We start from the raw sequence: 21,577 nt of genomic DNA, 5'->3' as shown, positions 1-21,577 counted from the left end.
CTGTTGGCCGGCACGCCGCGCGCTGCGCCAGGCCCCACCTGTCCACCTTGGACGGCATCGCCAAGCGAATTCGCGAATTGCGGTTCGATTGTCCCGCCATATCGGCTAGGCCGCCGGCGATGGAATTCACCCATGACGTGATCGTGATCGGCGCCGGTGCCGGGGGCCTGACCGCAGCTGGAGGCTGCGCGCTGTTCGGGCTGAAGGTGGCGCTGATCGAGGGCCACAGGATGGGCGGCGAATGCCTCAACAACGGCTGCGTGCCGTCGAAGGCGCTGATTGCGGCGGCCCGGCGCGCGGCGGTGGCGCGCGAGGAAACGCGGTTCGGGGTGACCCTCGCTGAGCCACAGATCGAATGGGCAGGAGTGCGCGCGCATGTCCGACAGGCCATCGCCGATATCGAACATCACGATTCGGTCGAGACGTTCGAGGCAATGGGCTGCGAAGTCGTTCTCGGAAGGGCGCGACTGACGGGGAAACATTCGGTCGAGGTCGGCGGACGAGCCCTGCGCGCCCCGCGCATCGTGCTCGCCACCGGGTCCGAACCGTTGGTCCCGCCGATCCCCGGGCTGGCCGACATTCCCTATCTCACCAACGAGAACCTGTTCGAGCTCGGCGAACGGCCCGATCATCTGGTGGTAATCGGCGGCGGCGCGATCGGCATGGAGATGGCGCAAGCCTTTCGCCGGCTGGGAAGTGCGGTCACGGTGATCGAATCCGGCCGGGTGATGAGCCGCGACGATCCCGACAGCGTCGCGGTGATCGTCGATGTCCTCCGTGAGGAAGGCGTGCGTTTCGTGCGCGGGAAGGCGCTGCGCGTCGAGGGCGAAGGCGGCTCGGTGCAGGTTTATGTCGAAGGGGAAAAGCCCGTCGCCGGTACGCATCTTCTCGTCGCGACCGGACGCAAGGCACGGGTTTCGGGCTTCGGCGCGGAAGAACTGGGGCTGGCGCTGGGCCAAAACGGTTTCGCGGTCGATGCACGGCGGCGGACCAGCGTCCCCTCGATCTACGCCATCGGCGATTGCCGCGACGGCATTCGGCTCACCCATGTCTCGGGCTACGAAGGATCGAACGTCGCGCTCGAGATCGTGACGGGCCTGCCGACCAAGGTCGATTATTCCGCGCTGCCCTGGTGCACCTACACCGAACCGGAGGTCGCGCAGATCGGTCTGACCGAGACCCAGGCGCGCGAGCAGCATGGCGAGGCGATCACCGTGGTGCGCGAGGAATTCGGCGAGAACGAGCGGGCGGTCGCCGACGGGGCCTGCGCCGGGCACATGAAGATGATCCTGAAGGGCAAGAAGGTGCTGGGCGTGAGCGTGGTCGGCGCGCAGGCGGGCGAATTGCTGCTGCCCTTCGCGCAGAGCATCACCGGCAAGAGCTCGACCTTCGCGCTCGGCAGCGCGATCGTCGCCTATCCGACCCGCAGCGAGATCTCCAAGGCCGCTGCCTTTTCCGCCTGGGAGCCGACCGTGTTCGGCGGCCTGCCGAAGAAATACGCCGCGCTGGTCGCCCGGCTGCGCCGGCGGTTCGCGTGAACCTGAGCAGCAAGAGCCGCAACGCGCCGGAGGGGCCCTCGCCCTTTCGCGTCGAGGCCGCCGCGCTGCCCCGCGAGAAATTCTCCGATCCCCAATGGACGGCGGCGAACGAGCCGCGCGCCAAGGTCCCGCTGACCAAGCTCGAGACGCTGTGGATCAACACCGGGACGCTTTGCAATCTCGCCTGCGCCACCTGCTACATCGAAAGCAGCCCGACCAATGACGCGCTGGTCTATATCGCGGCGGGCGACGTCGCGCGCTTTCTGGACCAGGCGGAGGCGGCGGGCACGCGCGAGATCGGTTTCACCGGCGGCGAGCCCTTCATGAATCCCGATTTCATGGCGATGCTGCGCGACGCGCTCGATCGCGGGTTCGAGGCGCTGGTCCTGACCAATGCGATGAAGCCGATGCGGCGGCACCAGGACGCATTGCTCGACCTGCTCGGGAAATTCGGCGAGCGGCTTACCCTGCGCGTCAGCCTCGATCACCACACGCAGGCGGTGCACGAGGGCGAGCGCGGGCGGGGCACCTGGGATTTGGCGATGGCGGGGCTGCGCTGGCTGAGCGATAGCGGCTTCGCGATCGCGGTGGCCGGACGGTTGTTGCCCGGCGAGGGCGAGCCGGAAGCCCGCGCGGCCTACGGTCGCCTGTTTGAAGCGGAAGGTCTCGAGATCGATGCGGGGGATCCGGCGCGGCTGGTGCTGTTTCCCGAAATGGATGCGACTCGCGACATCGCCGAGATCACGACCTCCTGCTGGGACATCCTCGGCAAGTCGCCAGCCGACGTCATGTGCGCGACCAGCCGCATGGTCGTCCACCGCAAGGGCGAGCCCGCGCCGCGCGTAGCGGCCTGCACCCTGATCCCCCACGATCCCCAGTTCGACATGGGGGGCGAAATGGGGGAAGCCTCGCGCGAAGTATCCCTCAACCACCCCCATTGCGCGCGCTTCTGCGTGCTGGGCGGGGCGAGCTGCTCCGCCTGACATTTGTCGGAACGGGAAGCATCTGCCTGCTGAAACGTAGGGACAGCATGTTCTTCGAAAACACCCTTCTCGATCTCGTCGCGCGCGCCTTCATCCTGGGCGGCCTGGCCCTGACCTGGATCGTGTTGCTGATCCGCGTGAACGGGCTGCGTTCGCTCTCGAAGATGACCAACTTCGACTTCGTCATGACCATCGCCCTGGGCTCTCTGCTGGCCGGCGCGGCACAGGCGAGCCGGTGGGAGCCGTTCGGCCAGGCCACGGCGGCGATGGCGGCGCTGTTCTTCGTCCAGTGGGCTTCCTCGCGCCTTCGCAAGGATTCGGACGTGGCGGAAACGATCATGCAGAACGAGCCTGTCTTCCTCTTCAAGGACGGCAAGTTCTGCGAAGCGGCGCTCGACAAGACCCGCGTCGCCAAGAGCGACGTCATCGCCAAGATGCGCGAAGCAAACTGCCTGTCGCTCGACGATGCCTACGCGGTGGTGCTGGAAACCACCGGCGACGTTTCGGTGCTGCACGGGGGCAAGGCGGAAGACCGGGTGCTCGACGGCGTCCGCTCGGTCTGAAGACTCAGGCTGGCCTCTCGTCCAGCCACCGGGCCAAGGCCACGCCGCCGGTGATGAGAAACGGAATGAGCACGATGCTGAGCGCAACCTTGGCGATGACCTGTCCGACGAGCAGATTGCCGATGTCGAACTCGCCATAGAAGGCAAGGGTGATGAAGATCACCGAATCGATCGCCTGGCTCAGCGCACTCGCGATCGCCCCGCGTGCCATCAGGCCGAAGGTGTTCGTCTCGCCCGCCCCGCGCAGGCGAGAGAAGATCCAGACGTTGAGCAGCAGCGAGACGAGATAGGCGACCGGTCCCGCCGCCATGATCCGAGGGGTTTGCGAAAGCACGGTCTCGAACGCGGCGAGGTCGCCGGCGCGAAATTCGCTCATCTCGGGGGAGGCCGGGAGCGCGAGGACCAGGAATATCAGCGTTGCCGAAACCGCCAGCGGCAGGAACCCCCACCATACCAGCCGGGTCGCGATCTTCTCGCCATAAAGCTGGGCGATGGTGCTGGAGATCGCCACCAGTAGCAGGAACGCAAAGATCCCCGATTCCACCGCCAGGTCGGTGGGCCACAGCTGGACCTGCTTGAATGCGAGAACCCCCGCTAGCACGGTCATCCCGCCGTAGAGCAGGATATAGACGAACAGGCCGCGCTGCATGGCGGCGGCGCGCATTGGGGATGTCATGTCGGCATTGTCGGTCATGTTCGTTCGCGAATTATGACCGTCCCTGCGAAAAGGAAAGCAAACCCTGTGGATGACGGTGAATTGACTCGACCGCCGCGAAAACGGAATAGGGCGGCTGTCTTCCGGGGTCGGGAATAGCAGGAATGCCGCCAATCGTCATGAGCCTGGTCGGGATCGTCGCGATCCTGCTCATCGCCTTTCTGCTGTCCACCGGCAGACGCCGCATCCGTCCGCGCGTCGTCGCTGCGGCCTTCGCCCTACAGGCGCTGATGGCCTTCCTGGTGCTCGCGACGAGCGGCGGGCGGTTGGTGATCCAGTCGATGGCGAACGGGGTTGCGGCGCTGCTGTCCTATGCCGATCAGGGCACCGCCTTCCTGTTCGGCAATCCGGAAAACAACCCGCTGTCGAACACCTTCGCGCTCGCCGCGCTGCCGGTGATCATCTTCTTCGCCGCTTTGGTCTCGATCCTCTACCACCTCGGCATCATGCAGCGGATCGTGCGCTGGGTCGGCGGGGCGATCGGCTGGGTGACCGGCATTTCCAAGGTCGAGAGCCTGGGCGCGGCGGCGAACATCTTCGTCGGCCAGTCGGAAAGCCCGCTGGTCGTGCGCCCCTATCTCGCCGCTCTGGCGCCGAGCCGCCTGTTCACGCTGATGACGGTGGGCATGGCCGGGGTCGCCGGCACGATCCTCGCCGCCTATGCCGGGCTGCTGGGGGAGCAATATCTGCCGTTTCTGCTCGCCGCCGCCTTCATGTCTGCCCCCGGCGGCATATTGATGGCCAAGATCATCATGCCCGACGATGGCGAACCCTCGCCCGAGGCGGAGGGCGAGCTGAGCCTGCCCGCAACCCGGATCAGCGGCGACGGACCCGCCGCCATCACCGAAGGCGACAAGGCGCACGAAGTCGAGGTCGCCGAGACCTTCGAGGACGGTCACCGGCCCGCCAATGTCATCGAGGCGGCGGCGCAGGGCGCGCAGACCGGCGTCAAGCTGGCGGTCGCCGTCGGCGCGATGGTGCTTGCCTTCGTCGCCCTGGTGGCGCTCGCCAATGGACTGCTCGGCGTGATCGGGGGGTGGTTCGGCTATGCGGAACTCAGTTTCCAGATGGTGCTCGGCTGGGTCTTCGCGCCGGTCATGTTCCTAATCGGCATTCCCGAATGGAACCAGGCCCAGATCGCCGGGGGGCTGTTCGGCACCAAGATCGTGCTCAACGAATTCGTCGCCTTCATCGAACTCGGCGCGCTCGATACCGGAACGCTGTCTGCGCGCAGCCAGGCGATCGTCACTTTCGCGCTGTGCGGTTTCGCCAATTTTTCATCGATCGCGATCCAGATGGCGGTCACGGGCGGCTTGGCACCGAACCAGCGGCCGGTTATTGCGCGGCTCGGCCTGCGGGCGCTGGCGGCGGGTTCGCTGGCGAATCTGATGAGCGCCGCGCTGGCCGGCCTGTTCCTCCCCTATTGAGCGCCTGCCCATGTCCGACATCGCTTCCGTATCCATCGCCCGCCCGCTCGAGGACGTCGCCGACGAACTCGGCCGCAGTTTCGAGGAATTCGGCTTCGCCATCATCCGCGACCACGGCATTCCGCAGGTACTGATCGACCGGGCGGAAGCGCTGTCGCGCGAATTCTTCGCCCTGCCGGACGATGCCAAACGCCGTTACAAGCTCGAGGGTGGCGGCGGCGCGAGGGGCTACACCCCCTTCGGCACGGAAAAGGCCAAGGACGCGAAGGTCCACGATCTCAAGGAATTTTGGCACGTCGGGCGCGAATTGCCCGAAGGCCACGCGCTCGCCGAATTCATGGCTCCCAATGTCTGGCCGGACGAGGTCGAGGGCTTCGGTGAGACCTTCACCGAACTCTACGCCGCGTTCGAGACGGCCGGACTGCGCGTGCTCGAGGCTATCGCCATCCATCTCGGCCTGCCGCGCGACTTCTTCGCCGCGACGGTAGAGGACGGCAATTCGGTGATGCGCCTGCTGCGCTATCCGCCGCTCGAAGGCGAGGAGGCCGAGGGCGCGATCCGCGCGGCGGCGCACGGCGACATCAACACCATCACCCTGCTTCTCGGAGCCGAGGAGGCCGGGTTGGAGCTGCTGACGACCGACGGCGAGTGGAAGGCCGTGGCCCCGCCGGAAGGTGCGCTGGTGATCAACATCGGCGACATGCTCGAACGGCTGACCAACGGCCGGCTGCGCTCGACCAAGCACCGCGTGGTCAATCCCAAGGGGGAGGCGGCTTACCGGGCCCGCTATTCCATGCCGTTCTTCCTCCATTTCCGCCCCGATTATGTCATCGAGACGCTGCCATCGTGCATCGACCCGGCGCATCCCGAGGATCACCCGGCACCGATCTCGAGCCACGATTTTCTTCTCCAGCGGCTGCGCGAGATCAACCTCGCCTAGGTCGTAGCGATTCGGCCCCTTGGTTCCCTGTCGAGACCGCGAAGTTCAGTTTCTGCATTTGTGTGACTGAATTGCAACGGCCGCAAACCCTCGGAATCCCGAGCTTTGTGAAACGAAGGACAAGCGGGCGCGAAGGCTTCGCAGCCCCATGTCTTGACGCTGTAACCTTCGCGGTCTTTGGGGCCTTCGCACCCGCAACACGCCGGGTTCGGCAAACCAATTCCAGCTCGACCTTCTCGCGAGAAAACTAGGGGCCTTCCTCGATGAAACTGAAATATCTCCTGGCTGCTTCCACCGTCAGCCTTGCCGCCGCTGCTGCCGTCGTACCGACCTCGGCTTTCGCGCAGCAGATCACGACTTCGATCCAAGGCACCGTCCTCGACGACACCGGCACGCCCATCGAAGGCGCGACGGTGGTCATCACCGACACCCGCACCGGCGCGGCGCGCGACGTGACGACCGGGGCCGGAGGCACTTTCTCCGCCGGGAACCTCACCACGGGCGGGCCCTACACCGTCAGTGCGGAAGCCAGCGGCTTCGAAGGACAGACCGTCAGCGACGTCAACACCAGCCTGCAGGGCCCCACTTCGCTCACCTTCAATCTCGCGAGCGGTTCGGGCGTGATCGTCGTGACCGCGGCCCGCGTCCAGGCAACCCAGCTTGCCGTGGGTCCGGGCTCGAGCTTCTCGGCCGAGGTCCTCGAAACCGCACCCACCTTCAATCGCGACATTCGCGATGTTATCCGCCTCGACCCCCGCGTCAGCCTCGACCGTGACGATGGCGGCTCGGGCCAGGATCGTATCAGCTGCCTCGGCGGCAACGATCGCGGCAACGCCTTCACCGTCGACGGCATCAGCCAGGGCGACGTGTACGGCTTGAACGATACCGGCTTCTCCTCGCGGTCCTCGACCCCCGTGCCCTATGATGCGGTGCGTGAAAGCCAGGTGCAGTTCGCGCCGTTCGACGTGGATTACGGCAATTTCACCGGCTGCGCGATCAACGTCGTCACCAAGTCCGGCACCAACGAATACACCTTCGGCGGCTTCTTCGAATATTCGGACAACGGCCTGCGTGGCGATACCGTCGCCGGGCGCCCCGTGGCCCCGATCGAGGAAGAAAAGCGCTATGGCGTCTATCTCGGCGGACCGATCATCCGCGATCGTCTGTTCTTCTTCGGTGCTTACGAGCATCAGGAAGCGGGCCAGGCGCAGGACGACGGTCCCGTCGGTGCCGGCTTCGCCAACGAACAGACCGGCATCACCGTCGATCAGTTCAACGCGATCTCGGATGTCCTGAGTTCGGTTTACGGGATCGAGACCGGCCCGCTGGTCTTCAGCCGCCCGTTCGAGAACGACCGCTACTTCGCGCGTCTCGACTGGCAGATCAACGACGACCACCGTCTGGAAACGACCTACCAGCGGCTCGAAGAGGGCACGGTGCGTCCTGACGATCTGTTCACCGGCACCTCGCCGCAGGCGGTGGGTCGCAACACCTTCCTCACCAGCGGCACGGAATCGAACTATTATTCCGGTCGCCTCTACTCGCAGTGGAGCGACGACTTCTCGACCGAGCTGCGTTACTCTCGCTCCGAGGTGCAGGATCTCCAGGATCCGATCGGTGGCGGCGAAGCCCAGTCGGCCAACCCGATCCCGCGCATCATCGTCGGCATCGACAACCCGACCGGCATCGACGGCACGGTGCTCGCCGGCCCCGGCAACTCGCGTTCCGCCAACGATCTGCAGACCAAGATCGACCAGTATCGTTTCGTCGCGAACTTCAACGCGGGTGCGCACACGATCAAGATCGGCGCGGAACTCAACCATGCCGACCTGTTCAACCTGTTCGTGCAGAACGCCACCGGCACGCTTGTCTTCCGTAATATCGACGATCTGCGCGAAGGCCTGCTGTCGCCGGGTACCGGCAACAACCAGACCGATACCCGTCCCAACAACGTGGTCAGTGGCTCGACCGAGGGTGCCTTCGGAAACTTCTCCGCCACGGGCAACGTGACCGACGCCGCAGCTCAGTTCACGCGCGACATCTATTCGGTGTTCGTGCAGGACGACTGGCAGATGACCGATCGGCTGAGCGCGGTGCTCGGATTGCGGGTCGATTGGTATGACGGCGGCAACCCCAGCTACAATCCGCAGTTCGCGGCCCGTTACGGTTTTCCGAACACTGCCGGATTCAGCACGCTCGATCCGATCATCATGCCGCGTCTGGCCCTGTCCTACGACGTTGACGACTTCGCCGTGTTCTCGCGCATGAACGTGCGCGGCGGCGTGGGCATCTTCTCGGGCGGCGACCCGCTCGTCTGGTTCGGCAATGCCTTCCAGAACGACGGACGCGGATTCGCGCAGGGAACGACCCAGGATGCCGCCTGCGGCACCGGCCGCATCGACGTGGTGCAGAACGGGCAGTTCACCGGCGTTCCGACCTGCTTCCAGCAATCCGCCTCGGCCCAGGCCGCCCGCGGTCTCGGCGACACGCAGTCGATCAGTCCCGACATCAAGCAGCCTTCGGTCATTCGTGCGAACATCGGGCTCGTGACGGACATGGACTTTGCGCCGAGCGGCTTCTTCAGCGGTTGGAACCTCAATCTCGATTACATCTACAGCCATTATCGCGATCCGCTGACGATCGTCGACCTTTCGCAGACGGTGAACCCGGCTCTGGGTCTGAACGGTTTCACCATCGATGGTCGGCCGATCTATCGGGCCATCGATCCGACGGTTGCCGGGTGTAGCGCCCAGTTGGTCGATCTGAACCCCGGTCCGGTCTACCAGAACGTCAGCGCGCCTTGCTTCAACACGAGCCGCGACGACGAGCTGCAGCTGACCAATGCCGGCAGCTACGATGGGCACGTCGCGTCCGCGATCCTGTCGAAATCGTTCGACGGGGGACTGTTCAGCCAGGGCGGCGGCGTCGATTTCAACCTCGGCTATGCCTATACGGATACCCAGGACCGCCGGAACATGTACAATTCCACGGCCGGATCGAACTACGATCTGACCGCGGCCTTCGACCGTCAGAACCCGGATGCCTCGCGCAGCTTCTTCTCGAGCAAGCACAATTTCTCTACCCGTCTGGCATTCCGCGAAGAATTCTTCTCGGATCTGGCCACCCGGTTCGCGTTGACTTTCATCGCCCGTTCGGGACGGCCCTACAGCCTGACCTTCGCCGGGGGTGCCGTGTTCAACGATTCGGCATCGGGCAACGACAACGCGCTGGTCTATATTCCGACGGGCCGCACCGATCCGAACATCTCGCCGACGTCCAACCTCGACGCCGTCGACCAGCTGGCGGCGTTTGCCGCGGGCCTCGACTGCGCGAGCGACTTCGCGGGCCGGTCGATCGATCGCAACACCTGCTCGAATGACTGGTATTACGACATGGACCTCTCCTTCTCGCAGGAGATTCCCGGTCCGGGCCGGTTCTTCGGGCGCAACGACCGGCTTCGGCTCTACGCGACGATGGACAACTTCCTGAACTTCCTCGACGATGATTGGAACGTGCAGCGTCGCCGCAACTTCGCGGGTCTGCAGGATATCGCTTCCATCTCGGGGGTCGATGCCCAGGGCCGCTACATCATCTCCGGCTTCAACGGCGCCGCCCAGTTCGAGGACGACAACGACATCAACACCAGTTCTTCGGTGTGGCGTCTCAAGGTCGGGATCAGCTACGATTTCTGATCGACGCTCCTGAATACGACGATCGCGGCGGCCCTTCGGGGTCGCCGTTTTCGTTTGGGGATCACGTGGCGGACAGCAACGCCTTCGCCGCGCGCCTTCTGGCCTCGGTGCCCGCGTCGGCAAGCAGGGCATGCTCGAGGACGGCGGCATTGCGGCCCAATTCGCTTTCGCCGAACAGCGCAGCGCTGCCCGCGACCTTGTGCATCAGCGCGGTTATCTCCCGCGCCCGTTCGGGCGCCAATCGTTCTGCGCCGAGCGCCTCTCGTGCGGCCGCGAAGGCTTGTTCGCGGCGCTCACGCCAACGGGTCTCGACACTTGCCGTTCGGGATGCCCGGGGGCCATCCTCGCCAACGATCCGGTACGGCAACCAGCGCCGGAGCACCGCGCGCAAGTCGTCGAAATTGATCGGCCTGGTCAAATGGCCCTGCATGCCGGCCGCCCGCATGGCTGCCGTATCGTCGGCCAGCACATCGGCCGTCAGCGCGATGATCGGCAGGTGCTCGCCCGTGAGGCCGGCCAGCCTCAGCGCCCGAGCCGCTTCGAAACCGTCGCATCCCGGCAACCGCAGCGCCATCAGCACAAGGTCGTAGGGGCGGTCGCCGTGCTCTGCATCCAGCACCCTGTCCACGGCCGCGTCACCGTCGGTTGCGGTTTCCACCATGAGATCGAAGGTGCCGAGCATGTCCTGGATCAGCCTGCGGGTGGCGTCGTAATTTTCGACAAGAAGGAGACGTCCGGTGCCGGGAAAGCGCAGGTGTTCCTCGACCAGATGTCCACGTCGTTCCACCGGCCCGACCGGAACCGTATTCCGATGGGGCAGGCGCAGCACTGCTCGCGAACTGTCTTGCCGCGAAGTTCGGGTGGTGAGCGAGCCGCCAATCTTTCGGGCCAATTCCTTCGAAATCGCGATCGGGAATTGCCTCGCGTTCGAGAGGTCGCCGCCGCCGACTTCGATCACCAAGGCATTTTCTTCGTGAGCCAGGGCAACCGTCACCCCTCCTTCCCGTCCGGCTTGCGCGGCATGCGAAAGGAGATGGCCGAGTATCCGACGCAGGCGGATCGGGTCGGTCGCCGTCACGCGCGGCGTGTTCCGATCAAGGACGACTTCGAGCGTCCGCCCTCCCTCTTCGATCGCCATCCGGTGATTTCCCGCACATTCCTCCACCAACCGGGCAACATCGCAGGAACGGTGCTCGATCGCGACCTCGCCCGCCTCGATCTTGGCGAGGTCGAGCATGTCGTCGAGGATCGCCATCATCGCCCGGCCCGAATGGGCGATGATGTCCGCATACCGCGCCGGCTCCGGAGCGAGCTCGCACTTCTGGAGAATCCCGGCAAAACCGAGCATCCCGTTCATCGGCACCCGTATCTCGTCGCTCATGGAGGCCAGATATCGCCACCGGGCCCGGGCGGTACGCAAGCTATGCCGCTTGGTCCGTGCGAGCCGACGCCGGAGTCGCGAAAGCTCCGCTTCCCGTTGTCGCGCACTCTCGTCCCGGTTCGCCATCGTTCCCCGGTGCCAGATCAGCAGCGCTCCGATCGGAACGGCATAAGCGCAGGCAGTGACGGATACTGTCGCTGCGAGCGGAAGTGCGGCACCGCTTCCAATCTCGATCGTTTCGAGGCCGACATACGCTGCGATTGCGGGAAGTATCGTTCCTGCCAGAGCAGCAACGATCCGACCTGTGCGCTCGTTCAGGACGGGTAACTTGGCAAATTCGCTGCGGCTCGGCATGGCTGCAGCCTAGATCGCAAAGCCGGAGGGAGCGTAAGCGAGCCCCGAACCGATGGATCGAAAGCGGAGTTTTTGACGCGATTGCCGGACCGCGAGCCCAACTTCTCGACGACGAAGCGCAAGCCCAACCCTTGGGTTATCGCGTTGATAGCGATCATCCATATCGGGCTTTTCTATGGCCTGATCCGAGCTCTCGCCCCGGGCGCGGTGCAGTCGGTCGAGCGGTCCGTCGTCTCGGCTTTCACCGTGAATATCACTGCTCCGGACGATCCACCGGAGCCTCTTCCGGAGCCGGACGCCGGGGCTGAGGGCAATCCGGGCGAAATCGCGATCGCCGAACCGGTCGTCGCACCGAGCCCACGGCAGCCGATCCAGAGTCCAAGCCCGCTCCCCCGCGCATCCTCGACAGGCGAGGCCCCCGCTTCGGGCGCGCGAGAAAGCGGGGCGGGGACCGGTGCCGCCGGCAGCGGAGCGGGTACCGGCAGCGGGCGGGGCGGCAGCGGGCAGGGGGGCGGTATCGCCCGACGGCCCACCGTCCGATCGGGCGAGCTCGACACCGCCTCCGATTTTCCGGTTCCTCCGGGCGGACGGCAGACCCGGTTCGGCAAGTCGGTGACCGTCGCCTTCACGGTAACTGCCGAAGGGCGCGCGCGCGATTGCTCGGTGCTGCGCAGCTCGGTCGATCCGCAGACCACGGCCATGGTCTGCCCCCTCGTCGTCGAACGGATTCGCTTCAACCCCGCCACGCGCGCGGACGGTACGCCGGTCGAGGCGCCCTACGGTTACAGGGTGGATTTCAAAGCGAGATGATTTCGTAATCGCGGCGTGATAGGCATTGCACGATGAGCGGTTTCGATCCCAAGGGGCGGATTGTCCCGGTCATCCTTTGTGGGGGTAGCGGAACGCGGCTCTGGCCGCGCAGCCGCAGGGACCGGCCAAAGCCCTTTCTCCCGCTCTTGGGAGAACGGACCCTGTTCCAGCAAAGCCTGGACCGGGTATCCGATCGAAGCGTCTTCGCGCCGCCCCTGATCGTCGCCGGCGAGGGTCACGTCCGGCTGATCGAAGAGCAGGCTTCGCAGGTCGAGGGTCTGCGCGTCCTGGTCGAACCCACGGCGAAAAACACGGCGCCGGCGATTGCGCTTGCAGCCGCCTCTCTGCCTGCGGATGCCATCATGCTGGTCTGTCCCAGCGACCACTACATCGAATATCGCGATGCCTTCGTCGCCGGGGCCAAGGGTGCGGCCGCCCTGGCCCGCGAAGGCTACATGGTCGCCTTCGGGATCGAACCCTCCAACCCCGAGACGGGCTACGGCTATATCCGCCGGGGCGAGGCCCTGCGCGGGGGGCACCGCATCGCCCGCTTCGTCGAAAAGCCCGACCGGGAAACCGCGGAGAGGCTCTTGCAGACCCGAGATTACGTCTGGAACGGCGGCATCTTCGCCTTCCGCGCGGGGGCGCTGCTGGAGGAGCTTCACCGGCATCGACCCGAGATGGCGGATTTGATCGGCGAGTCGATCCAACAGGCCCAGGAAAGCGACGCGAAGATCATGCCCGCCGCCCCGCCGTTCACTCGGATCGTCGGCGAATCGATCGATTATGCCCTGATGGAGAATACCGAATGTGCGGCGGTCGTGTCCGCCGACATGGGCTGGTCGGACATCGGCAACTGGGATGCCCTGATGGCAGCCCGTCCGGCCGATCCCGAAGGCAATCGCCTCGCCGGCCCGGTCGACGCCGTCGAATGTCGCAACGTCATGGTCGACAGCGATGGCCCACGCGTATCGGTCGTCGGGATCGAGGACGCGATCGTGGTGATCGATGGCGACGAGGTGTTGGTGATGTCGCGGGCTGCGGCCCAGTCGGTCGGCAAGCTCCCCGGCGCGCTTGCACAATGAAGCTCGCCACCCGGACGGTCGAGAAGGTCTGGGGGCGGTGCGAATTGCCCGCGCCGTTCGAGCGTACCTATAGCAAGCCGGTCGGAGAAATCTGGTTCGAGCCGCCGGCCATGCTCGACGGGCTGCTGATCAAATACCTCTTCACCAGCGAAAAGCTCTCCGTCCAGGTTCATCCCGGGGAAGGGCAGGCCGGTCCGGGTCAGCCGGGCAAGGAAGAATGCTGGCTGGTTCTGGATGCCGATGCGGATGCGCGGCTGGCGATCGGCTTTCGTCGCGCGGTCTCTGCAGAAGAGATGCGCGCTGCCGCCCGCGACGGTTCCATCGAAGAGCTTCTCCAATGGCATCGGGTGCAGGCCGGCGATTTCTTCTATCTGCCGGCCGGGACGGTCCACGCCATAGGACCGGGCCTGACCCTGGTGGAAGTGCAACAGAACACCGACATCACCTACCGGCTCTACGACTATGGCCGTCCGCGCGAACTGCATCTCGACCAGGCCATGGCCGTAGCCAAGAGCGAGGTCTACGCGGACGATCGGCGACGCAAGGGGGTCGGCCATCGGAGCATCGCCTTGGTCGAAGGACCCTTCTTTCGCCTCGATCTGTGCCTCGGCGCGCCCGGCGAGGAGATGGCTTCGCGCCACGCCGGTACGGTTGCGATCCTGCCGTTGTCCGGCATTATCGCCATCGAAGGCGAAGCGATCGCTGCGGGCGAGTGCGGGGTAGCGCCTGCACTGGAAGCGGTATCCTTCCGGGCCGGAGCGAAGACGCTGATCGCTTCGATGGCGGGCGGTTAGTCCCCGCTGCCGGATTTGTTCTCTTTCAGAATGTTGCCGAGTTCTTCCTTGCCGTAGGGTTTGACCAGCAGCCCTTGCGCACCGATCTCTTCGAGCTTTTCCTCCATTTCGCCGTAGCCCGTGGCGAGCCAGAAGGGGACACCGAGCGCGACCAGTTCAGCCGCGACCCGTTCGCTCGATTCCGAACCGAGATTGTAGTCGACCACGGCGAGGTCGATCCGATTTTTCTTCAAGCTCTCTAGAGCTGAGGAAACGGAGCCGTCGACGATCACCTCCTTCACACCGAGCTGACGGAGGCATTCCTCCGTATCCATGGCGATGATCATGCTGTCCTCGACGACCAACACGCATTCCGGCGCACCCGCGGTGGCGAACTCCGATTTCTCGGTCTCGCGCTTGGCTCTGCGGCGGTCGGCGTGATCGATGTCGGCGCAAACGACGTATCGGCCGGGAATCCAGAAGCGGGCTTCCACGCCCGAGAGCTTGTATTCCAGCTTGGCCTCGCCGTTCAGTTCGTAGGGGATCGATTTCTCGATGATGGTGCTGCCGAAGCCGCGCCGTTCGGGCGGCTTCACCGGCGGGCCGCCGCGCTCGCGCCATTCGATGGTCATGCCCGCCTCGTCGCAGGCAACGTCTATCGTCAGCGATCCCGACTGGTCGCACAGAGCGCCGTATTTGGCCGAATTGGTGATCATCTCGTGAAGCACGAGCGCCAGCACCGTATAGGCCTCCGGGGATACCAGGGCTTCGTCGCCTTGGAGGACGAGCCGCTCGCGCTTGCCGGAAAGATAGGCATCCGCCTCGGAATCGATGAGGTCGCTCAGCGATGCGTTCGACCAGTTCTCGCGGGTGATGTTGTCGTGGGCATTGGCCAGAGCCGCGATCCGCCCGCCGATCAGCCTGGTGAATTCCTCGATATCGATCGCCTCGTGCCGCGACTGGTTGATCAGGCCGCGAATGAGGTTGAGGATGTTGCGCACCCGGTGGTTGAGCTCGGCGATCAGCAATTCCTGCTGCTGCTGGGCGCGGGCGCGCTCCTGCACCGCCTCGTCGGTGATGCGCAGGATCACTTCGAGAAGCGTGACCCTCAGGCCCTCGGCCAGGCGCAGCTCGATGTCGGTCCATTCGGCGCTGCGCCCCTCGACCGACTGTTGCCACGCCTCGAAGCTCTTGCGGGGCGTAAGCCGGTCGCCGTGCGGGCCCGTCTCGACCGGCTTCGAAGGGTTGCCGGCCCAGGTCACCATGTGCCTGAGTTCGCGCCGCCAGAGGATGAAATAGTCGCGCGGGCTGCGGGAAATGGGGATGATCATCGCGCCCGCCGCGGTCACGGGAAAGGCCGCGCTTTGCGGAAACTTCTCGGAGAGGCGGTCGGTCGCGATGACCCGGCTCGAAGCCGCGGCGTTGAGCATCGGGACCAGCGCCCGGAACTCCTCCTCGCTCGGAGCCGAGCCGCGAGCCTGATAAACCCCGTCGACGAAGACGCTCGCTCCGTCGTGGGGGATCGCGCGCTGGATGATCGGCCGCAGTTCCGGCAGGCTCTCGACCAGCGACTGGCCCCCCACCACCGCGCGCATCAACTTGTCGTGGAGATCCTGGCCGATGCGCTGGAAGTTCGATTGGGTCTGGTTGAGCGTGCGTTCGACGACCAGAGAGAACAGCGCGGAAAACAGCTCGGCCCCGGTGCGCAGCGGATAGGACAGGGTCTTGGCCGAATAGTGGTGACAGGCGAACAGCCCCCACAGCTTCCCATCGACGATGATCGAGATCGAGAGCGAGGCGCCGACGCCCATGTTGCGCAGATATTCGATATGGATCGGCGAGACGGCGCGCAGCGTGCTCATGCTGAGGTCGATCGGCTCCCCGTCCATCGAGGCGCCGGGTTCGATCGGGACCGGCTCGGCATCGACATCGGCGATGATGCGGAAGCGGTTGCGCACATAGAGCGCGCGGGCCTGCCTGGGAATGTCCGTGTGCGGATAGCGCAGGTGGAGGAAGGATTCGAGCTCCTCCGCCTTGGCTTCGGCCACCACGTCGCCACTGCCGTCGCTCTGGAAGCGGTAGAGCATGACCCGGTCGAAGCCGAGGATCTTGCGCAGTTCCTCCGCTGCGACCTGGCCCTGGGCCACGAGGTCGCCGACGTCGTCGAGCTTGCGCATGACCGGTTGGAGCATTCGCAATTGTCCTCCGCGGAAATCGTCGCGATGCGGCTCGATTTCCAGGATGGTGTAATGTCCGCTGGCGTGCAGCGCACAATCGAAGCGGTGTTCGGTACCGAACAAGGCGAGATCGAACACCCGTTCGACATCGTCCTTCTCGACCAGCAGCGCAGCCGTTTGCCGGATCGTATTGGCCGCTTCGGGTAGAAACAGGGATTCCAGGGCGCTGCCCGGTTCGGGATTCTCGTCGAGCCCGGCAATTGCAGCGAAATTCGCGGAACGATGCGCCACCAGCCAGTCGCTGGTGATGGCGATCAGCGCGCCGAAATCCTGGATATGGCCGAGCTCGTGGATCGGCTCGCGGTCGCAATTGGTAAGATCGACCCGACGTTCGAGATTCATGCCGCGAGCCTCGCGGCCTGATTTTTCAAAGCCGTCTCGAAGGCGTCGAAAACGCGCAGCGCGGCAGCCACGGCAGCCTCCTCCTGGCTGCTGGGAACCGGACGTTCCAAAATCGGCAGCAGCCGGCGGAAATAGCGGGGCATCGCCGGATCGGACAGAAACCGGTCCGGACCGCTGGCGGCGAGCTTGCGACGGCGGACCAGCATCGCGCGGTTCCCGAGCGACGAGCCACCGAGCGCCCAGGCGATCCCGCGCCAGTCGGCGCCGTCCAGAGGCGCAAGGGGGACCGGTGGGGGCAGGTCGCGACCGAGCGCTGACAAATCGTCCGCGATCAGGGGGGACTGCGCTGGAGGCTCAAGATCGGGCGGGCAATTTCCTGCGATCCAGTCTTCCAATGGCAGTCGCGCGCTGTACTGGACGGCAAGGAAGTCGGCATAGGCCCTACCGTCCGCCGCGCCGTCGGCTCCCATTTTGCGGTCGAGAGCGTCATGCACCGATCGGGTCGATCGCTTCAACGCGTCCCTGAGCGTTCGGGCCCCATCCCTCGCCATTGTGTGCTGTTCCCTCAAATTCTGCCCGGGAGCCATGCTGCCGCGATCGGCTGTGCATAGCTCGGGCCTCCCTCGGATCGAGGCGGTTCTGCCTGTCGGAAAACAACCCCCTTACGCTCGCCTGGTTCCCCGGCGGGGATACGAGCCCTGTGACACGTGGCGGCTCGTGCGGGCCTATTTCTGTTCGAGCAGTTTCTGGCCCTGGTCCCGGATCGCGCCGGCGACCATCGGCTCGGCGAAGGAGAGGGCCGGGGGCAGGTTGACCTCGAAGATCACCTGCCGTTCCTCGATGATGACCTGCCCGTCGATGCCCTGACCCATCGCGCGCACGCCCAGCGTCATATGGTCTTGGTCCGGCCAGCCCGTGGTCACCTTCGCCATCCCGCCGGGAACGAAATCGGCGATCTCGTGGCTGCGCTCGCGGAGCCGACGGCGGACCTCCTCCTTGGGCAAATCGTGGGCGATCGGAACTCGCATCAGGTCTTGTCCTCCAGGGCGGTCGGAGCCGCCGCCCCCTCGCCGAACTTGTAGTCGAGATAGCGATGCTTGATCGCCAGATCGTCGAGCGATCCTTCGGCCAGCTGGCGGGTGATCGAATCGATCTCGCCGCTGATCTTCCCGAGGCTGTCGGTGAGCTGTTCGTCGGGCGTCGCGCCGGCGCGCTTCTCGGTACGCAGATGCGCCGGGATGCGGCGATAGCTGTCGATCATCTCGGGCAGCTGCTCCCCGACCAGGCTGCGCACTTCGCGCGCCTTGGGGTGGTTCTGGTCTACCCCCTGGAGCTGGAGGCCGAGCGCATCGAGCTGTACGCCCATGTCCTCCACGATCCGCGCGGCCGGCGGGGGCAGGGCGGGGCGCTGCGCCTCGAGCCACAATTCGGTGCGACCGACCATCTGCTGCACGTTGCCCTTGTTGATGTCGGTCCGGCTGGGGACCTTAACCTTCGGAAAGTTCGTGAACACGAACGCGGCCACCACCACGGCAAGAGCCACCGCCATCACCCCGGCGAAGCCGATCCCGTCGAGGATCAATCCGGCAACCGAAGCGCCGACCAGGATCAGGAATACTGCGCCGACGAAAAACCCCAACCGCTTCGTCAAATTCTTTCGTCTAGCGCTGGCTGACCCCTTGCCGATCGATCTGACGCGGCGGTGCCTACCCCCATCGCGATTGTCGTCGCGCAGCCGCCGGGCTTCCTCGATGAGCCGGTTCGATTGGGGCGTCAGATCGGCCAAGTCAGCCCTCCAGGCTCAGCAGGCCGGAATCCGCCACCTGCCGCTGCGCCTGGTTCTGGCCTTCGGCGCGGGCGATGTATCCCTTCGACTTTTCGACCTCGCTCGAGAGCAGCGTGACGGTCTGCTTCATGCTGTCGAGCGCGCGCAGCTTGAAGGCGTCGACCTCGTCCATCGTGTCGTAGATGTTCTGGAAGGCCCGCTGCAGCGTTTCGAGCGGAATGGTGGAAGCCGCGGCCTGTTCGTGGATCTTGCCGGTCTGCTCGCGCAGCATCGTGCTGGTGCTGTCGATGATACCGGCGGTGGTCTCGTTGAGCGCAGTGATCTGCCCGAGCACGAGGCGCTGGTTGGTCATTGCCTCGGCCACGGTCACGGCGGTCCGCAGCGCGCCGACCGTCGTGGTGCTCGCCCGGTCGACACCCTTGACCAGCTCGACATTGTTCTTCTTGACCAGGTCGAGCGCGAGATAGCCCTGCACGCTTACCGCCATCTGGGTCAGCAGGTCCTGTGTGCGCTGGCGGACGTAGAACAGCGCGGTCTCGCGGATCGCCTTGGCCTTGGCCGGATCGGTGGCGTCGAGATCGGCCGCCTTTTCCTCCAGCTTCTCGTCGAGCGCCTTGGAGATGTGGATCATCTGTTCGAGATTCCCCATCGCCTCCCACAGCTTCTGCCGTTCGACATCGATCGCAGCATTGTCCATGATCAGTTCGTCCTTGCCGCTGGCCAGGTTCGACAGGATCGACTGGATGTGGGTCTGCGCGCTCTGATAGCTGCGGAAGTAATTGGTCAGCTTGTTGCCGAAGGGAATGATGCCGAGGATCTTGCGCGTCCCCGAAAGCTTGCCGCGCTTGCCGGGATCCAGATCCTCGACCACGCGGCGCAGCTCGGACAGGTTGGCACCGACACCCTCGTCCTTGTCCATCGCGCGGACCGGCCGATCGAGAAAGCGGTTCGACATGCCCGCCGCAGCCATGATCTCCTTGCGGCCCATATTGGTGATCTGGTCGACCTTCTTGCCGAATTCGGGCGAATTGGCATCCTCGTTGACGAGATCGTCGACGAAGCTGTCGACCTTGCTCTGCAGCTTCGACTTCGTCTCTTCCGAGACCGGGACAAGGCCGGCGGCCTTTTCCGGCGCGACGTCGGGCACCGGGTCGGGCGGCGTCAGTTCGAATTCGCCATCGGTTTTGACGGCCACGGGAGCGGCGGCGGAAGAGGTTCGGGTGTTCAGCGTATCGGCCATCGTTTCGTCCTTTGCCACCATTATGGCGACGCCAAGTGTGTTGCGCAACTAAAACGGCTGGATCGCCGGATCGTTCGCGCGTCTCTTTCGTTCGGTCGCCAGTTCCGTCGGTCTATGAGCCTCGTCAGTCTATGGGATCGCGATAATGAATGGCAAGGCGGGAGCTACCACGGCCGTGGCTCCGAACGGAAACGGAACGGCACCGAGCGGATGGATCGAGCGCGCGCTCGACGGAAGGCTCGAGAAATACCGGCGCTGGTGGCGCATGGCGGTGCTCGAGACGGTCGACCAGGAAGAGGTGATAAGGCAACGGCGGGAAGAGGCCTATACCTCCCCGCGGTATCTCTTCATGCTGGCCATGTCGGCTGGCATCGCGATCCTGGGCCTGCTCCTCTCCTCGCCGGCGGTCGTGATCGGGGCGATGCTGATCGCGCCGCTGATGGGCCCGATCATCGGCGCGGGCTTCGCGCTCGCGATCGGCGACTATACCTGGCTGCGCGGATCGGCGGTGGCGCTGGTGGCTGGCACGGTGCTGGGCATCGCGCTGACGGCGCTCATCGTCTTCGTCTCTCCCTTGCAGACCGTAACCGCGGAGATCGCGGCGCGAACCCAGCCGAACCTCTTCGACTTGGCGGTCGCCGTCTTCTCGGCGTTGGCGGGTGCCTATTCGATGATCCGCGGTCGCGCCGGCACCATCGTCGGCGTGGCGATCGCCACTGCGCTGATGCCGCCGCTGGGCGTTGTCGGCTTCGGTCTCGCCACGGCGAACTGGACGGTCTTTTCGGGCGCGCTGCTGCTCTACGTCACCAATTTGGTGACGATCGCGCTGGTCTCGACCATGGTGGCGCGGCTCTACGGCTTCAGCGCGCGGCTCTCGGGCAAACAGACACGCTGGCAGACCGCGTTGATCGTCACGGTTTTCATCGCGCTTGCCGTGCCGCTTTTCTTTTCGCTCCGCGAGATCGTCTGGGAGAGCAACGCTGCCCGACTGATCCGCACGACCATCGTGGCCGAGGCGGGGCCCGAAGTGCGACTGAGTCAGGTCGAATTCGATCTTGATTCGCAGCCGGTTTCGATCTCGGCAACTCTGCTCACGCCCAAGGTCAGAGAGAGCGCGGAAGACGCGAGCGAAAGAGCTCTGGCCGAACAATTGGGGCGCCCGGTGGACCTTTCGCTTACCCAGTTCCTCGTCGGAACCGGCGAGGAGGCCGAGGCGCTGGAGCTGCTCGCTGCACGGGAAAATTCGCGCAATGCGCTGAACGAGGAATCGCGCCTGCTCGAGGAACGGCTGATCGTGGTCGCCGCCAACGGACCGAACAGCATCACGATCGACCGCGATGCCCGCCGCGCGATCGTGAAGGCGAGCATTCCCGGAGCCGATCTGGCGGCGTACCGGGCGTTGGAGGCCCGCATCGCCCGCGCCTCCCCCGAATGGGCCGTGCGCATAGAGCCTCCGCTGATGGCCCTTCCCCAAATACCTTTCGCGGGCGGCGAACCGACGAGGCAGGGAGTTGCCGCGCTCGAACTCGTCGCCTGGGCCGCGCAGCGCAGGGATCAGCCGGTAAGCCTGACCGGCGGATCGCCCGAAACCCGCGAAATCGCCTCAGCGGAGCTGGCCGATCGGGGTGTGGCAGCAACGATGATTGTCGGCGGACCGGTCATGCAGGCCGGCTGGGCGACCTTAGCCGACGACACGCTCCGATAGTGCGGA

Annotated in this window: 17 protein-coding genes; 10 read left to right on the top strand and 7 right to left on the bottom strand. The window is 65.2% G+C overall.

The features are described 5' to 3' along the window. Positions 1–119: 119 nt before the first annotated feature. The 3 genes from ACGHN1_RS08880 to ACGHN1_RS08870 are packed head-to-tail and all read left to right on the top strand — an operon-like array spanning position 120 to position 3,084. Entirely contained in the window at positions 120–1,538 is a 1,419-nt protein-coding gene (locus tag ACGHN1_RS08880) for a dihydrolipoyl dehydrogenase family protein (protein ID WP_390550441.1), read from the top strand. Further along, a complete protein-coding gene (locus ACGHN1_RS08875) occupies positions 1,535–2,521 on the top strand; it encodes a radical SAM protein (protein ID WP_390550439.1) in 987 nt (328 codons plus the stop codon). The genes ACGHN1_RS08880 and ACGHN1_RS08875 overlap by 4 nt, the downstream gene beginning before the upstream one ends. Before the next feature lie 47 nt (positions 2,522–2,568). Continuing rightward, on the top strand, positions 2,569–3,084 hold the full coding sequence (locus tag ACGHN1_RS08870) for a DUF421 domain-containing protein (RefSeq protein WP_390550437.1): 516 nt from the start codon (positions 2,569–2,571) through the stop codon (positions 3,082–3,084). Between the two features lie 4 nt (positions 3,085–3,088). Here ACGHN1_RS08870 and ACGHN1_RS08865 read toward each other — a convergent pair whose 3' ends face one another. Next, positions 3,089–3,778 carry a queuosine precursor transporter gene (locus tag ACGHN1_RS08865; RefSeq protein ID WP_390550435.1) on the bottom strand — a complete coding sequence of 230 codons (690 nt, stop codon included), beginning with the start codon at positions 3,776–3,778 and terminating at the stop codon, positions 3,089–3,091. A 125-nt stretch (positions 3,779–3,903) separates the two neighbouring features. Here ACGHN1_RS08865 and ACGHN1_RS08860 point away from each other — a divergent pair, with 125 nt between their 5' ends. The 3 genes from ACGHN1_RS08860 to ACGHN1_RS08850 all read left to right on the top strand — a co-directional run bounded on the left by ACGHN1_RS08860 (position 3,904) and on the right by ACGHN1_RS08850 (position 9,858). Next, entirely contained in the window at positions 3,904–5,226 is a 1,323-nt protein-coding gene (locus tag ACGHN1_RS08860) for a NupC/NupG family nucleoside CNT transporter (RefSeq protein WP_390550433.1), read from the top strand. 10 nt (positions 5,227–5,236) lie between these two features. After that, on the top strand, positions 5,237–6,166 hold the full coding sequence (locus ACGHN1_RS08855; protein WP_390550431.1) for an isopenicillin N synthase family dioxygenase: 930 nt from the start codon (positions 5,237–5,239) through the stop codon (positions 6,164–6,166). A 263-nt stretch (positions 6,167–6,429) separates the two neighbouring features. Further along, on the top strand, positions 6,430–9,858 hold the full coding sequence (locus ACGHN1_RS08850; RefSeq protein ID WP_390550429.1) for a TonB-dependent receptor domain-containing protein: 3,429 nt from the start codon (positions 6,430–6,432) through the stop codon (positions 9,856–9,858). 61 nt (positions 9,859–9,919) lie between these two features. Here ACGHN1_RS08850 and ACGHN1_RS08845 read toward each other — a convergent pair whose 3' ends face one another. Continuing rightward, complete coding sequence (locus ACGHN1_RS08845) at positions 9,920–11,239, bottom strand: response regulator (RefSeq protein WP_390550427.1); 1,320 nt, start codon at positions 11,237–11,239, stop codon at positions 9,920–9,922. Positions 11,240–11,665: 426 nt separating this feature from the next. On the opposite strand from ACGHN1_RS08845, the gene ACGHN1_RS08840 reads away from it, so the two are divergent. Genes ACGHN1_RS08840 through ACGHN1_RS08830 form a run of 3 tightly spaced genes read left to right on the top strand, consistent with a single transcriptional unit; the run spans position 11,666 to position 14,282 of the window. After that, positions 11,666–12,403, top strand: coding sequence for a TonB family protein (locus tag ACGHN1_RS08840; protein WP_390550425.1), 738 nt, complete (start codon positions 11,666–11,668; stop codon positions 12,401–12,403). Between the two features lie 32 nt (positions 12,404–12,435). Beyond that, positions 12,436–13,488, top strand: coding sequence for a mannose-1-phosphate guanylyltransferase (locus ACGHN1_RS08835; RefSeq protein WP_390550423.1), 1,053 nt, complete (start codon positions 12,436–12,438; stop codon positions 13,486–13,488). Next, positions 13,485–14,282, top strand: a complete 798-nt coding sequence (locus ACGHN1_RS08830; protein ID WP_390550421.1) for a class I mannose-6-phosphate isomerase — start codon at positions 13,485–13,487, stop codon at positions 14,280–14,282. Before ACGHN1_RS08835 ends, ACGHN1_RS08830 begins: the two co-directional genes overlap by 4 nt. On the opposite strand, the gene ACGHN1_RS08825 is transcribed toward ACGHN1_RS08830, so the two are convergent. The 5 genes from ACGHN1_RS08825 to ACGHN1_RS08805 all read right to left on the bottom strand — a co-directional run bounded on the left by ACGHN1_RS08825 (position 14,279) and on the right by ACGHN1_RS08805 (position 19,866). Next, positions 14,279–16,840, bottom strand: a complete 2,562-nt coding sequence (locus ACGHN1_RS08825; protein WP_390550419.1) for an HWE histidine kinase domain-containing protein — start codon at positions 16,838–16,840, stop codon at positions 14,279–14,281. The genes ACGHN1_RS08830 and ACGHN1_RS08825 overlap by 4 nt on opposite strands. Further along, positions 16,837–17,355: a biliverdin-producing heme oxygenase gene (locus ACGHN1_RS08820; protein WP_390550417.1), complete on the bottom strand. Its 519-nt coding sequence runs from the start codon at positions 17,353–17,355 to the stop codon at positions 16,837–16,839. Before ACGHN1_RS08820 ends, ACGHN1_RS08825 begins: the two co-directional genes overlap by 4 nt. Before the next feature lie 210 nt (positions 17,356–17,565). Continuing rightward, positions 17,566–17,868 carry a polyhydroxyalkanoic acid system family protein gene (locus ACGHN1_RS08815; RefSeq protein WP_390550414.1) on the bottom strand — a complete coding sequence of 101 codons (303 nt, stop codon included), beginning with the start codon at positions 17,866–17,868 and terminating at the stop codon, positions 17,566–17,568. After that, positions 17,868–18,626: a hypothetical protein gene (locus ACGHN1_RS08810; protein ID WP_390550412.1), complete on the bottom strand. Its 759-nt coding sequence runs from the start codon at positions 18,624–18,626 to the stop codon at positions 17,868–17,870. Before ACGHN1_RS08810 ends, ACGHN1_RS08815 begins: the two co-directional genes overlap by 1 nt. Position 18,627: 1 nt before the next feature. Continuing rightward, positions 18,628–19,866, bottom strand: a complete 1,239-nt coding sequence (locus tag ACGHN1_RS08805; protein ID WP_390550410.1) for a toxic anion resistance protein — start codon at positions 19,864–19,866, stop codon at positions 18,628–18,630. Positions 19,867–20,041: 175 nt separating this feature from the next. Here ACGHN1_RS08805 and ACGHN1_RS08800 point away from each other — a divergent pair, with 175 nt between their 5' ends. Further along, the gene (locus ACGHN1_RS08800; RefSeq protein ID WP_390550408.1) at positions 20,042–21,571 is read left to right on the top strand and encodes a DUF389 domain-containing protein; all 1,530 of its coding nucleotides are present in this window, start codon (positions 20,042–20,044) and stop codon (positions 21,569–21,571) included. Positions 21,572–21,577 lie beyond the last annotated feature (6 nt).

Source organism: Qipengyuania sp. MTN3-11, assembly GCF_042851825.1.
Lineage (GTDB): Bacteria > Pseudomonadota > Alphaproteobacteria > Sphingomonadales > Sphingomonadaceae > Qipengyuania.
Note: the sequence above shows the minus strand (reverse complement) of the source record. Positions and strands in the feature narration are given on the sequence as shown.

Bases quoted from the DNA above. Each gene is read 5' to 3' on its own strand.
- ACGHN1_RS08850 (WP_390550429.1), top strand. From the start codon at position 6,430: ATGAAACTGAAATATCTCCTGGCTGCTTCCACCGTCAGCCTTGCCGCC.
- ACGHN1_RS08870 (WP_390550437.1), top strand. From the start codon at position 2,569: ATGTTCTTCGAAAACACCCTTCTCGATCTCGTCGCGCGCGCCTTCATC.
- ACGHN1_RS08805 (WP_390550410.1), bottom strand. From the start codon at position 19,866: ATGGCCGATACGCTGAACACCCGAACCTCTTCCGCCGCCGCTCCCGTG.
- ACGHN1_RS08815 (WP_390550414.1), bottom strand. From the start codon at position 17,868: ATGCGAGTTCCGATCGCCCACGATTTGCCCAAGGAGGAGGTCCGCCGT.
- ACGHN1_RS08830 (WP_390550421.1), top strand. From the start codon at position 13,485: ATGAAGCTCGCCACCCGGACGGTCGAGAAGGTCTGGGGGCGGTGCGAA.
- ACGHN1_RS08880 (WP_390550441.1), top strand. From the start codon at position 120: ATGGAATTCACCCATGACGTGATCGTGATCGGCGCCGGTGCCGGGGGC.
- ACGHN1_RS08825 (WP_390550419.1), bottom strand. From the start codon at position 16,840: ATGAATCTCGAACGTCGGGTCGATCTTACCAATTGCGACCGCGAGCCG.
- ACGHN1_RS08865 (WP_390550435.1), bottom strand. From the start codon at position 3,778: ATGACCGACAATGCCGACATGACATCCCCAATGCGCGCCGCCGCCATG.
- ACGHN1_RS08845 (WP_390550427.1), bottom strand. From the start codon at position 11,239: ATGAGCGACGAGATACGGGTGCCGATGAACGGGATGCTCGGTTTTGCC.
- ACGHN1_RS08855 (WP_390550431.1), top strand. From the start codon at position 5,237: ATGTCCGACATCGCTTCCGTATCCATCGCCCGCCCGCTCGAGGACGTC.
- ACGHN1_RS08860 (WP_390550433.1), top strand. From the start codon at position 3,904: ATGCCGCCAATCGTCATGAGCCTGGTCGGGATCGTCGCGATCCTGCTC.
- ACGHN1_RS08835 (WP_390550423.1), top strand. From the start codon at position 12,436: ATGAGCGGTTTCGATCCCAAGGGGCGGATTGTCCCGGTCATCCTTTGT.